The organism is Roseateles sp. (assembly GCF_965262435.1).
In the GTDB taxonomy this organism is placed as follows: Bacteria; Pseudomonadota; Gammaproteobacteria; order Burkholderiales; family Burkholderiaceae_C; genus Paucibacter_A.
The window spans coordinates 2,257,435-2,269,597 of the sequence record NZ_OZ253537.1 but is presented as its reverse complement, the minus strand read 5'-3'; the positions used below and the strand labels follow the sequence as shown (position 1 = coordinate 2,269,597).

General features: G+C 68.2%; 9 protein-coding genes. 1 reads left to right on the top strand and 8 read right to left on the bottom strand.

Features of this window, described 5'->3' with window-relative positions; genetic code table 11:
• Positions 1–81: 81 nt before the first annotated feature.
• Complete coding sequence (gene rsgA / locus ACQY39_RS09795) at positions 82–1,206, bottom strand: ribosome small subunit-dependent GTPase A (RefSeq protein WP_428505700.1); 1,125 nt, start codon at positions 1,204–1,206, stop codon at positions 82–84.
• Between the two features lie 800 nt (positions 1,207–2,006).
• On the opposite strand from rsgA, the gene epsA reads away from it, so the two are divergent.
• Entirely contained in the window at positions 2,007–2,957 is a 951-nt protein-coding gene (gene epsA, locus ACQY39_RS09790; protein ID WP_428505698.1) for an XrtB/PEP-CTERM-associated transcriptional regulator EpsA, read from the top strand.
• On the opposite strand, the gene ACQY39_RS09785 is transcribed toward epsA, so the two are convergent.
• From ACQY39_RS09785 to ACQY39_RS09755, 7 genes are all read right to left on the bottom strand, one after another.
• The gene (locus tag ACQY39_RS09785; protein WP_428505696.1) at positions 2,954–4,813 is read right to left on the bottom strand and encodes a VanW family protein; all 1,860 of its coding nucleotides are present in this window, start codon (positions 4,811–4,813) and stop codon (positions 2,954–2,956) included. The two genes, epsA and ACQY39_RS09785, sit on opposite strands and share 4 nt — an antisense overlap.
• Entirely contained in the window at positions 4,810–5,985 is a 1,176-nt protein-coding gene (locus ACQY39_RS09780; RefSeq protein WP_428505694.1) for a BMP family ABC transporter substrate-binding protein, read from the bottom strand. The genes ACQY39_RS09785 and ACQY39_RS09780 overlap by 4 nt, the downstream gene beginning before the upstream one ends.
• 49 nt (positions 5,986–6,034) lie before the next feature.
• A complete protein-coding gene (locus tag ACQY39_RS09775; protein WP_263563729.1) occupies positions 6,035–6,955 on the bottom strand; it encodes an ABC transporter permease in 921 nt (306 codons plus the stop codon).
• Between the two features lie 7 nt (positions 6,956–6,962).
• Entirely contained in the window at positions 6,963–8,060 is a 1,098-nt protein-coding gene (locus ACQY39_RS09770; RefSeq protein ID WP_428505691.1) for an ABC transporter permease, read from the bottom strand.
• Positions 8,047–9,588 carry an ABC transporter ATP-binding protein gene (locus ACQY39_RS09765; RefSeq protein ID WP_428505689.1) on the bottom strand — a complete coding sequence of 514 codons (1,542 nt, stop codon included), beginning with the start codon at positions 9,586–9,588 and terminating at the stop codon, positions 8,047–8,049. Before ACQY39_RS09765 ends, ACQY39_RS09770 begins: the two co-directional genes overlap by 14 nt.
• A gap of 50 nt (positions 9,589–9,638) precedes the next feature.
• The gene (gene guaD, locus ACQY39_RS09760; RefSeq protein ID WP_428505687.1) at positions 9,639–10,970 is read right to left on the bottom strand and encodes a guanine deaminase; all 1,332 of its coding nucleotides are present in this window, start codon (positions 10,968–10,970) and stop codon (positions 9,639–9,641) included.
• 180 nt (positions 10,971–11,150) lie between these two features.
• Positions 11,151–12,143 (bottom strand): LysR family transcriptional regulator, encoded by a 993-nt coding sequence (locus ACQY39_RS09755; protein WP_428505685.1) that lies wholly within the window; start codon positions 12,141–12,143, stop codon positions 11,151–11,153.
• Positions 12,144–12,163 lie beyond the last annotated feature (20 nt).

Below are 12,163 nucleotides of genomic sequence, written 5' to 3'. Positions count from 1 at the left end.
CGAGATGTAACGGTGGACAGGTGAACCGGGCCGCAGTGTCCCATGCGGCCCCGGCTCTGTCCCGGCCTGTCCCGGCCTGTCTCAGCCGCGCTTGAGCTTGGTCGCCGCCCGGCTGCTGCTGACCATGGCCTTCCACTGCGAGAGCTGCTGGCGACGCTCCAAAGGCCCCTGGTTCTCGCGCTCGGCTTCACGCTGCAGCTTGTGGAAGCTCTTCATGCGCCCGGCGCTGAGCTGATCGCGCACCGCGCAGCCGGGTTCACCGCTGTGGCTGCAGTTGCGGAAGCGGCAGCCCTGCGCCAGCTCGCTGACATCATCAAACGCCGCGCGCACCGTGGCCACATCGGCATCGAGCTGCAAGCCGCGCAGGCCCGGCGTGTCGATGATGCAAGCGCCGGCGACGCAAGGCCGCAGGCTGCGTGTGGTGGTGGTGTGGCGGCCACGGCTGTCGTCCAGCCGCACCGCCCCGACCGCCTGCTGAGCGCCCTCACACAAGGCATTGCTCAGGGTCGACTTGCCGGCGCCGCTGGAGCCCAGCAGCACCAGCGTCTGGCCGCGGCCCAGCCAGGGCTGCAAGGCAGCCCGGCAGCAGTCCGGCTGGCCATCCAGCGCCAGCACATCGAGCACGGCCGTGCCCAGCTGTCGCCCCAGATGGGCGCGCACCTGGGCCAGCTTGGCCTCCAGGTCCGGGCAGAGATCCGCCTTGCTCAGCACCAGCAGGGCCGGCAGCTCAGCGGCGCGCGTCAGCACCAAGTAACGGTCCAGACGCGCGAGCTTGAAGTCATGGTCCAGGCCCATCACCAGCAAGGCCAGGTCGACGTTGTGCACCAGGGCCTGGCGCCGCCCTTGCGGGTCACGCCGGCTGAGCGCGTGAAAGGGCGGCAGTCGGGCCTCGGCCCAGAGCTCGCCCTGCGCGTTCTCGCGCGCCAGCAACCAGTCGCCCACGGCCAGGCTTTCGCCCTGGGCGTGCAAGGCCTGAATCAGGCTGGGCAAAGCCCGCGCGGCGCGCAGCCCTTGCGGTGATTGCAGTCGGCCATGGCCGTCGCGCTGCAGCTCGACCAAGCGCCAGGGCGCCGCGCCGGCCGCGACCGGCCCCAGCGAACGTAGAGCGGGCAGGTGGTGCTGCAAGGAAAAGCCCAGCGATTGCAGGGCCGGGAGTTCTTGTGATTCGAAGTCGCTGTTGAATTCCAGGATGGAGGAAGCGTTCATTCTTTGTTTGCTCGTTGGGCAAGCGGTGCGCTTGCGCCGCCCCTGCCATGCCCCGGCACGAGCGCAAAGCTGCGCTCATGAAGGCAAGGCCGGCCCGGACGCAAGCGCACCGGTCCGCGCGCGGGCTCTGCAAGCGCAAAGCACAGCGGCGCCAGACCTGTTGAAAGGTGGGCTTGGGTGGCGGGGGGCGTCGGCGACGTGCCAGAACGGTTCAGCGGCAGGCCTCTACAAGGCCCGGCCTAGGAACGCACGATCACTTCATCACAGCATCCGGGCGGCGCAGCGGCCGGCCCGGGGCAAGAACTGCCTAGATGCGGCTCAGGAGCACAGCCGACGCACGCGAAACGACAAGATCATTTGCAGCCATGGTGTTACTCCTTTTTCTTGTTGATAGGTTGAGCGAGCAGCCAGTGTGCCTGCGGGCGGCGAACGCGGTCAAGGCAGGTGTCGCAATGCCACATCGATCTATGCGAAGGGCCCAAAAGGCGGGCCACAAAAGCAAAGGGCCACGCACCCTGAGGTTGTGGCCCTTCTGACTTCCGGACATTCCTTGCGGAACGACGGTTTCCAACGCGCTGGTGACGGGTTCCAGAACTCTGCCCAATCTGCAGCCGGTTTGTCGCCTTGGATGAACGCTATTGTGCACAGGCTTTGTGACGGAGATTTGACGAAAAGCAAAGTTTCTGCACCCCTGATCTCAGCAGACCACCCCGCAGAGCCATCCCGCACCATCCTGCGCCGGTCAACAAGTCGTCATATGCCGCCCCTAAGCTGCGCCTGCTGCCGCCACCGGCCCTTCCATGGATGACATGCACACCATTCCCGACTGCCCCCCCACCCTCGCCGCCACGCCGCCCCTGATGAGCAGTGGCACATCGGCGGCGAGCGAGGACTTCAGCCGCAACGATGAAACTGGCGGTTATCTGAACGGCAAGCATGTCGAGGCCATTGTGCGCGCGGCCGAGACCGCGCTGGAGGTTCGGCGCCGCTATCAGTTCTTCGTCTGGACGCAGAGCAATCTGCAGGCCTTGCTGCCCCACCAGCTGCTGGCCTGTGGTGCCTACCAGCGCCAGCGCCGCGAGCTGCAGTTCGAGCTCTTCAACAATGTGGCCGTCAGCGCCGAGCTACAGAGCAGCTTCAGCGAGGGCCGCAGCGCCTTGCTGCAAGCCCTGCAACAGCGCTGGGTCGCCCACCGCTGCAAGCCGCTGCGGGTCAGCGTCGCGCCCTTGCTCGAAGAAGCGGACCTGACCACCGCCGCCCACGGTCTGCTGAGCGACGGCTACACCAGCTTGCTGGTGCACGGCGTGTCGCGGCCGCAAAGGCCGGCCGAGCTGGAAAGCTTTTTCGTGCTGGCCCAGGCCGTCGAGGCCGGCAGCCTCGATGACCAGGCTCGCCAGTCCATGCTGCTGGAACTGCTGACGCCTTATTTGCACGGCACCTGGCAGCGCGTGCAGACCGTCGAGCGCGAACTGCAGGAGACGCCCCAGGCCAGCAAGAGCGCCCGCCAGAGCGGCGCCTGCGGCATCACCGAACGCGAGCGCGAGATCCTCGGCTGGTTGCGCGAAGGCATGAGCAATCTGCAGATCGGCGTCAAACTGGGCATCAGCGCCCTGACCGTCAAAAACCATGTGCAGAAAATTCTGCGCAAGCTCAACGCCGCCAACCGCGCCCAGGCCGTGGCCCGGGCCATGTCCATGAATTTGCTGGGGCGCTCGCACAGCGAGGAAACCGGCGAGCGCCAGGACGCCTAAGGCCGAGCCAGGCTTGTCGCCAAGGCCAGCAGCGCAGCACGCAGGCCCGCCGGATCGCCGGCCGCCACTTCGGCCCAGGCCATGCCCGGCGGCAGACCGCAGGCCGGGCTGACGATCAGCGGCAGCCCCAGACCGTGCGCACGCAGCAGCAAGCGAGGCGCATGCTCGATGTAGGCGGGCAGGAGCAGTGCGTCCAACCCATCCAGGGCATCCGAACGGTCCGGGCTGCGGTGCTCGACCTTCAAACCAGCCCATAGCGCGGGATCGCTGGGCGGGCTGCCCAGCACACGCAGCGGCCAGCCCAGCTCTCGCAGCACCTGAGCCAGCTCCCAAGCGCCCTTGCGACCCAGCGCACTGCCGGCCAGGGCATGCCGCGGTGGGCCGGAGATACCGGTGCGCACGGGCACCTGCGGCAACTCCTGCTTCCATTGCCAGGGCCGCAATTGCACCGTCAGCCCATGCTTTTCGCGCAGCAGCCGGGCCACCTCGACATGCGAGGTCCAGAGGGCGGCGGCTCCGTGCAAAGCCCGCAACTCCCGCTCCGCCCGCGCGAGCGGCAGGCGAAAATCGCGCAAATTCGGATCTTGCGGCCAACGCTGCGCGGCCTGGTCCAGCCGGGCTTGCAGCTCGGACATGGGCAGGCAGTTCAGCCAGACCTCGTAGCGCCGCCCGCCCAAGGCGCCGGCTTCGGCCAAGGGCAGCAACAGGGACTGGTCCAGCAACAGTTCGCGCTGCTCGGGGCGCAGGTGACGGGCATAGCTGCGTGCCAAGGCCTCATCGGCCCACTGCATCAAGGCCTGGCGCGGCGGCGCACGGCGCGGCCAGAAGGCTTGCAGCTGAAGGCGCAAGGCCAGCGCGCGGCACAGGCCCAGCGCGAGCAGGCGCAGGCGAAGCGTCCACGTCGGCACCGTCACTGGCGTCGGATCCGCCGCAGCCCGCCGCGCTGCTTGCTGCCAAGGCCGCCAACGCTGCACCTCGGACCAGCCGGCTTGCCCGTCCAGCCACTGCAGCAATTCGGGGCCAGGCTGGTTCAAGAGGACCAGGCGGCGCGCGGCCTCAGGCGCCGGGCGCGGCCCCCGGCCGTGGCGAAAACAGCGCTGCTCGCCGCAGCTGAGGCAGCCTCGCGCTGGCGGCGCCTCGGGATGCAGTGGCAGCGTACGCAGTGACCGGGCGCGCGCGGCCGGCGTGCCCGCTGAGCCGACCGGATGTCGCGCACGGATACGCACCATCAGCTCTTCGGCGCTGAGCTCCAGCTCCAGACGGCAGTCAAGCGGTGCACGCACGCGCAGGTCGACATAATTCCAAAACACCGTGGCATCGTCGCGATCCATGCTGGTGCCACCCAAGCCCGGTTCTGCCGCCACGCGCGCGCTGTGGCCATGTCGCTCCAGGAACTCGAAGCCGGCCAGGCGCGCGGCTCGAGCCAAGGCATTGGACAGCTGACACAGGCCGCCGGCCACAGTGGGTACCACGCAGCCCGCGCGAATCTCGCGCCCGGGCACAAAGCCGCGCCCGCGCCAGGGCGGCCCGAGCTGGCGCCAGAAGCTCAAAGTCTGGCCAGCGGGAAGATGGAGGCCATCAAAAGCCGGCACGGCGCGGCGCAGGTTCTCGACCTTGCCGGCCAGCAGCATGAACTCCTCGGGTGCGCTGTCCTGCCACAAGGGGGAGCGCACTTCGGCGAGCACAGGCGCCTCGGCCCAACCCTGCTCGGAGACGGGCCGATGGCGGCGCAAGCTGAAGTCAGCTGCATTGCGCAGCCCCCGGCGCAGCACATGGGCCCAGACCCGGAACCAGAACCAGGCCGCTTGCCGGCGGCTGGGCGGGCGAAACTCCGGGGCCTGGGCTGCCGTACTCACTTGCCGTTCGGCACCTTGCCTTCCACGCCCTTGAGGTAGAAGTTGATGCCGGACAGGAACTTGTCGTCAGCCACCTCGCCGGCCTTCAACACTTCCTTGCCGTCTTGGCCGACCAAGGGGCCTTTCCAGATGGCGAAGCTGCCGTCCTTGAGACCGGCCTTGATCTTGTCGATCTCGGCGCGGGTTTCGGCGGGCACTTGTTCGGAGATGGAGACCAGGTCGATCGCGCCTTCCTTGACGCCCCACCAGGCATGCTTGCCCGGACCGGCCGCCCACGTGCCGTCCAGCGCCTCACGCACGGCGGCGATGTAGTACGGCGCCCAGTTGATGACGGCCGAACCCAGATGGGCTTTGGGGCCGTAGGCGGTCATGTCGGAATCCCAGCCGAAGGCCAGCTTGCCGTTCTTCTCAGCCGTCTGCAGCACGGCGCTGGAGTCGGTGTTCTGCATCAGCACGTCGGCGCCGCCGTTGATCAGCGTCTGCGCGGCTTCGGTCTCTTGCGGTGGGTCGAACCACTTGTTGACCCAGACCACCTTGACCTTGATCTTCGGATTGCCGGTCTGCGCGCCCAGGGTGAAGCTGTTGATGTTGCGGATCACCTCGGGGATGGGGATGGAGCCCACCACGCCGATCACGCCGCTCTTGCTCATCTTGCCGGCGATCACGCCGGCCATGTAGGCGCCCTCGTAGGTGCGCGAGTCGTAGGTGCGCTGGTTGGCGGCCTGCTTGTAGCCGGTGGCATGCTCGAACTTGACGTTCGGGCTGTCGGCCGCGACCTTGAGCATGGACTCGCCATAGCCGAAGGTGGTGCCGAAGATCAGCTGGTTGCCCTGGCCCACCATGTCGCGGAAGACGCGCTCGGCATCGGCCGCCTCGGGCACCTTCTCGACAAAGCTGGTCTGCACACGGTCGCCAAACTCTTTCTCCACCGCCTTGCGGGCGTTGTCATGGGCAAAGGTCCAGCCGCCATCGCCGACCGGGCCGACGTAGGCGAACGCGATCTTCAGCGGCTCGGCCTTGGCGGCGCTGGCCGAGGCAGGGGCCGATGCCGCTGCAGGCGCGGCCGCCTCCTCTTTCTTACTGCAGCCCACCAGGGCAGCAGTCAGGACCAGGCTCGAATAAGCGGCCAGCTTCAGGGCACGGCGTTTGGGGAGATCAGACGGCGAGGACATGGTGCGCACTCCTTGTGTTGAATCTTTGAGGGGATCAGAAAACGAATGATCAAGTACCGGGGAAAAACGGCTTGCCCAAGGCAGCCGGCATGTTGGCACGAATGAAACCGGGCTTGCTGGAGATCAGTACCAGCACGGCGATCGTGCTGAGGTAGGGCAGCATGCTCAGGAACTGGCTGGCGATCTGCACGCCCTGCCCTTGCAGATGGAACTGCAGCATGGTGACAAAGCCGAACAGATAGGCGCCGGCCAGCACACGCGCCGGGCGCCAGGTGGCAAAAGTCGTCAGGGCCAGGGCGATCCAACCCTTGCCGGCCGTCATGCCCTCCACCCACAGCGGCGTGTAGACCACCGACAGAAAAGCGCCCGCCAACCCGCACAGCGCCCCGCCGGCCACCACCGCCGCCAGGCGGATGCGCCGCACGGGGTAACCGAGCGCATGCGCGGACTCGGGCGACTCGCCCACCGCGCGCAGCACCAGGCCGGCGCGCGAGCGGTAGAGGAACCAGGCCAGACCGACCGTCAAGGCCATGGCCGCATACACCAGCGGATGCTGCTTGAACAAGGCCGGGCCGATGAAAGGGATGTCGGCCAGCACCGGGATCTCGAAACTCGGCCGCGGGCCCAGCTTCTCCTGCGTGTAGCGCAGGCCGACAAAGGCCGAGAAGCCGCTGCCGAACAAGCTCAGCGCCAGGCCGGCCGCGTACTGGTTGGTGTTGAGCCAGATCACCAGCAGCCCGAACAAGGCCGCCAGCAGACCGCCCGCGCCCATGCCGGCGGCAAAGGCCAGCACATCGCTGCCGCTGTGCACGGCGGTGGCATAGCCGGCGATGGCGGCCACCAGCATCAGGCCTTCGGCCCCGAGGTTGACGATGCCGGCCCGCTCGTTGATGAGCAGGCCCAGGGCCGCCAGGGCCAGCAAGGTGCCGGCGTTCAGCGAGGCGGCGATCAAGAGCGCAATGGCGTCCATGGCAGCCTCAGACGTGGGCCGCGCCAGCACGCGCACTCACACCCGAAGTCGGGCGGCGCAGGCGGATGCGGTGGTGGATCAAGGTGTCGCAGGCCAGCAGCGAGAACAGCAGCAGGCCCTGGAACACCCCGGTGATGGATTTGGGCAGACCCAGGCGCGACTGCGCCAGCTCTCCGCCGATATAGAACATGCTCATCAAGAGGCCCGAGAACACGATGCCCGCCGGATGCAGGCGGCCGACAAAGGCGACGATGATGGCGGCAAAGCCGTAGCCCGCCGGCACGTACGGCGTCAGCTGGCCCAGCGGCCCGGCCACCTCCAGCGCGCCGGCCAGGCCGGCCATGGCACCCGAGAGCAGCAAGGCCGTCCAAAGCGCGCGGCTGGACGAAAAGCCGGCATAGCGCGCCGCCGCCGGCGCCATGCCGCCCACCTGCAGGGCAAAGCCGGCGTAGGTGCGGAACAGCAGCAGCCAGAAGGTCAGCACCGAGCCGGCCGCGATCAGCACACCGATGTTCAGGCGCGAGCCCTCCATCAGGCGCGGGATCTTGGTCACGGCCAAAAAGCTGATGCTTTGCGGGAAGTTGTAGCCGGCCGGGTCTTTCCAGGGCCCGTAGACCAGATAGCCGAGCAGCAGATCGGCCACATAGACCAGCATCAGGCTGACCAGAATCTCATTGGCATGAAAGCGCGCGCGCAGCAGCGCCGTGATGCCAGCCCAGGCCATGCCGCCGGCCACGCCCGCGGCCAGGATGGCCAGCACGATCCAGCGGCTGCTGTCCGGGCCGGCCTGCATGGCCACCCAGCCGCCGGCCAGGGCGCCGATGATGAACTGGCCCTCGGCGCCGATGTTCCAGACATTGGAACGGAAGCACACGGCCAGGCCCAGGGCGATCAGCACCAGGGGCGTGGCCTTCAGGCCCAGCTCGCTCCAGGCATAGGCCGAGCGAATCGGCTCCCAGAAGAACATCTGCAGGCCACGCAGCGGATCCTTGCCCAGCAGCAGAAAGAGGCCCACGCCGAGCAGCACCGTCAGCCCCAAGGCCAGCAGCGGCGAGGCCAGGGACATCAGCTTGGAAGGCTGGGGGCGGGTCTCAAGCCGGAACATGCGCACCCCCTCCACCTGCTTCTCGCGAGCCCTCGCGGGCCCAGAGCCCGCTCATCCATTCGCCGATTTGCGCCCGGCTGGTCTCGGCCACCGGCACGGCCGGCGACAGCCGTCCCTGGGCCATGACGGCCAGGCGGTCAGAGAGTTCAAACAATTCGTCCAGCTCCTCGCTGATCACCAAAATCGCACAGCCGGCATCGCGCAGGCGCAGCAGCTCGGCACGGATCTGCGCCGCCGCCCCCACATCGACACCCCAGGTCGGCTGCGCGATGAGCAGCACCTTGGGCGCCGCATCGATCTCACGGCCGACGATGAACTTCTGCAAATTGCCGCCCGAAAGGCTGCGCGCCGCTGCCCCGGCGCCACCGGCGCGCACCTGGTAGCGGGCGATCAAATGCTGGGCCAGGCGCTGCACCTGGGCCTGGCGCAACCAGCCCCAGCGTGTGACGGCCTCGGTGCGGGTCAGCAAGGTATTCTGCGCCAGCGAAAGCTCGGGCACGGCGCCTCGGCCCAGGCGCTCCTCGGGCACGAAATGCAGGCCCATGCGGCGGCGGCGGCGCGGGCTGGCGCGGGCGATGTCGCTGCCGAAAAGTGAGACGCTGCCACGCGGCGCACGCGGGTCTTCGCCGCTCAGCGCTGCCAGCAGCTCCTGCTGGCCATTGCCCGAGACGCCGGCCACACCGAGGATCTCACCGGCATGCAGGCGCAGGCCCACATCGACCAGGGTGCTGCCGAAAGGCTGGGCCTTGGCCAGGCTCAGGCGCTGCACCTCCAGCGCCAGCGCGCCGGCCTTGGCCGCTCGGCTGGGCAGGGCCGGCGGCTCGGCACCGATCATCAGGCGCGAGAGCTCGGCGCTGCTTTGAGTGCGTGGGTCCACCTCGCCGCTCACCCGGCCGGCACGCAGCACCGTGCAATGGCTGCACAGGGCGCGGATCTCGTCCAGCTTGTGGCTGATGTAGAGGATGGCGCAGCCCTGGGCGGCCAGCTGGCGCAGGGTGGCAAACAGCTGCTCGACGGCGCGCGGGGTCAGCACCGAGGTCGGCTCGTCGAGGATGAGAAGTTGCGGCTCGGTGAGCAGCGCGCGCAGGATCTCCACCCGCTGCCGCTCGCCCACCGAGAGCGAATGCACCGGCCGCGACGGGTCCACCTCCAGGCCGTAGCTGGCCGAGAGCTGCTGCATGCGGGCGATCACCTCGGCCAGGCTGAAGGCCTTGTCCAGGCCCAGCCAGACGTTCTCGGCCGCCGTCAGCGTGTCGAACAGCGAGAAGTGCTGGTAGACCATGCTGATGCCCAGGGCCCGGGCCTGGGCCGGGCTTTTCAGGCGCACGGGTTGGCCGTTCCAGAGCATCTGGCCGGCGTCGGGCTGGACGGCGCCGTAGATGATCTTCATCAGCGTGGACTTGCCGGCGCCGTTCTCGCCCAGCACCGCATGGATCTGGCCGGGCTGCACCGACAGGCTGATGTCGTCGTTGGCCTTGACGGCCGGGTATTGCTTGCTGATGCCGGTGAGTGCGAGTCGCAAAGTCATGGGGTCGTCAATCCGGCTGGCGCAAGTCAATCGATCAAAAACAAAGAAGTCTATGAATCCCGCTGGTGGCGGCACTGGCCGGCCACATAGCAGCTGTGCAGATTGCGCTCGTCGGACAAACTCATCCAGGCGAACACGCGTTCATGCAAAGCTTGAGGCTCATGGCCGGGCGCCACCCGCTCGTCGCGTGCCTGGGCCACCGGGCCACGGGCCCAATCCCAAACACACACATCGGCCAGTGTACCGAGGCCAAAGTGGCCCACTTCCTGCTGCAAACCCAGGGCTTCCGCCGCGCCGCGGGTGGCGGCGTGCAAAGCCACCCAGGCGCTCAGGCGCTGGCCCGACAAAGCCTGGATCTTGTAGGCGTCCAGCAGATTGCGCTGCATGGACAAGCTCGTGCCGCCGCCCACATCGCTGGACATGCTCACCCCCAGGCCGCTGGCCCGCGCCGCCGGCCAGTCAAAGAGGCCGCTGCCCAGGAAGAGATTGCTGGACGGGCTGTGCGCCACATGCCCGCCGCGCGCGGCCAGCAGTTGCCGGTCGGTCTCGTCCAACCAGATGCCGTGGGCCAGGATGGCGCGCTCATGCAGCAGGCCGACGCGCTCGTAGACATCGAGGTAGCTGCGCGCCTCGGGGAAGAGCTCGGCCACCCAGCGCACCTCATCGCGGTTTTCGGCCACATGGGTTTGCATGTAGAGCGAGGCATCGGCGCGGCAGAGCGCGCCGGCCATGGCCAGCTGGGCCGGGCTGCTGGTGGGGGCGAAGCGCGGGGTCACCGCATAAGCCAGGCGGCCACGGCCATGCCAGCGCTGGATCAGATCGATGCAATCGCGCTCGGCGCCGGCCACATCGTCCAGCAGCTCGGGCGGTGCGTGGCGGTCCATCAGCACTTTGCCGGTGATCAAGCGCATGCCGCGCGCCTCGGCCGCGGCGAACAAGGCCTCGGCCGAGCCCTTGTGCACGGTCGGAAACACCACGGCCGAGGTGCTGCCATGAGCCAGCAGCGCATCCAGAAAACGCGCCGCGCCGGCCGCCGCCACGGCCGGGTCGGCATAGCGGCGCTCGGCCGGGAAGGTGTAGCGGTTGAGCCAGTCCAGCAGCTCGGCGCCGTAGGAGGCGATCACATCCAGCTGCGGGCAGTGCACATGGGTGTCGATGAAGCCCGGCAGGATCAGGCGGCCGCGGTGGTCCACCTGCTGCCAGCTGGCGTCGGGCGCCTCCGCCTGGGTGCCGGCGATGCGGCCGGCCTCGTCGATCAGCAACCAGTGGTCGGGCTGGAAGCGCACGGCCGGGCTGTCCAGCTGGCCCCAGTCGGGCTGGGCGCTGAAGTCCAGCAGGTCGCCGCGCAGGGCGAGCTTGCGGCCGGGTCCGGGCAAGTTCATCGGTGAATGATCGGGCATGTTTCAGGTTCAGGGCAAATACAAATGCAAATTCGGGGATAGACCACAGAGGCACGGAGACACAGAGGAAACACAGAGAAACTCAAAACTGAAGCTCTCTGTGCCTCTGTGCCTCTGTGGTTGCGTTTGGATTCTGACTTGCTTCACTAACGCCAGCTTCCATCAGGCACCCTGCATGGTCTGTGGTCGACTCTTCTCTTGAGCGACCAGCTCCCTCGCCACCTCCCGCACCTGCTCGCGCAGCCAGCGCTGGGCGGCGGCCTGGTGTGAGAGCGCATGCCAGAGCTGGTAATAGCTCAGCCGCGGAAACGCCACCGGGCAGCGCAGCACCGCCACCGGCAGGCTGGCCAGGTAGCGGCTGCAGAACTGGCGGCCGGTGGTCAGCACCAGGGAGCTGCGCGCCACCATCAGCGGCAGCTGGCCGAAATGGGCGCTGCGCACGGCGATCTGGCGGCTCAGGCCCTGCTCGGCCAGATGCTGGTCGATCACGCCAGGCTGGCCGGCCGACAGCGGCATGGGCGCCAGATGCTGGCTGTCCAGATAGCGCTGCACGGTCCAGTCCTTGGGCCGCAGCTTGAGCAAAGGATGATCGCGCGCCACCAGGCAAACCACCTCGTCGCTGAACAAGCGGCCCAGGTGCAGCTCCTCCGGCGGGCGCAGCCAGTTGCCGATGACCAGATCGATCTGGCCGCTGGCCAGGCCGCGGCGGTAATCGAACTCGGCCGAAAGCGGCTGCAAGTCCAGGCGCAGGCCCGGCGACAGGCGCTGCAGGCGCGACACCAGCTCGGGCAAGAAGAGCGGGTCGAGGTAATCGCTGGCGGCGATGCGCAGGTTCAGCTCGGCGCTGGCCGGGTCAAAGCCGGCGCCGCGGCTGCTGCGCTGGGGCGCGCCGAACAGGCGGGCCGCATCCTGCAGCAGGCGCTGGGCCGGCTCCAGCAGCTCCAGCGCCGTGGCCGTGGGCCGCATGCCGGCGCCGCTGCGCACCAGCAGCGCATCGCCCGTGAGCGCACGCAGGCGCCGCAGCTGGGCGCTGACGGCCGGCTGCGTGCTGTGCAGGCGCAGGGCTGCCTTCGAGACGCTTTGCTCGCTGATCACGGTATGCAAGACTCGCACGAGTTGAAGCTCGATCTTGTCGAAATCGGCGCGCAAGTTCATGCGTGGCTGCATATAGTGGT

Coding starts and splice junctions, on each gene's coding strand:
- rsgA (WP_428505700.1), bottom strand. CDS start 1,206: ATGAACGCTTCCTCCATCCTGGAATTCAACAGCGACTTCGAATCACAA.
- epsA (WP_428505698.1), top strand. CDS start 2,007: ATGGATGACATGCACACCATTCCCGACTGCCCCCCCACCCTCGCCGCC.
- ACQY39_RS09780 (WP_428505694.1), bottom strand. CDS start 5,985: ATGTCCTCGCCGTCTGATCTCCCCAAACGCCGTGCCCTGAAGCTGGCC.
- ACQY39_RS09775 (WP_263563729.1), bottom strand. CDS start 6,955: ATGGACGCCATTGCGCTCTTGATCGCCGCCTCGCTGAACGCCGGCACC.
- ACQY39_RS09770 (WP_428505691.1), bottom strand. CDS start 8,060: ATGTTCCGGCTTGAGACCCGCCCCCAGCCTTCCAAGCTGATGTCCCTG.
- ACQY39_RS09765 (WP_428505689.1), bottom strand. CDS start 9,588: ATGACTTTGCGACTCGCACTCACCGGCATCAGCAAGCAATACCCGGCC.
- guaD (WP_428505687.1), bottom strand. CDS start 10,970: ATGAACTTGCCCGGACCCGGCCGCAAGCTCGCCCTGCGCGGCGACCTG.
- ACQY39_RS09755 (WP_428505685.1), bottom strand. CDS start 12,143: ATGAACTTGCGCGCCGATTTCGACAAGATCGAGCTTCAACTCGTGCGA.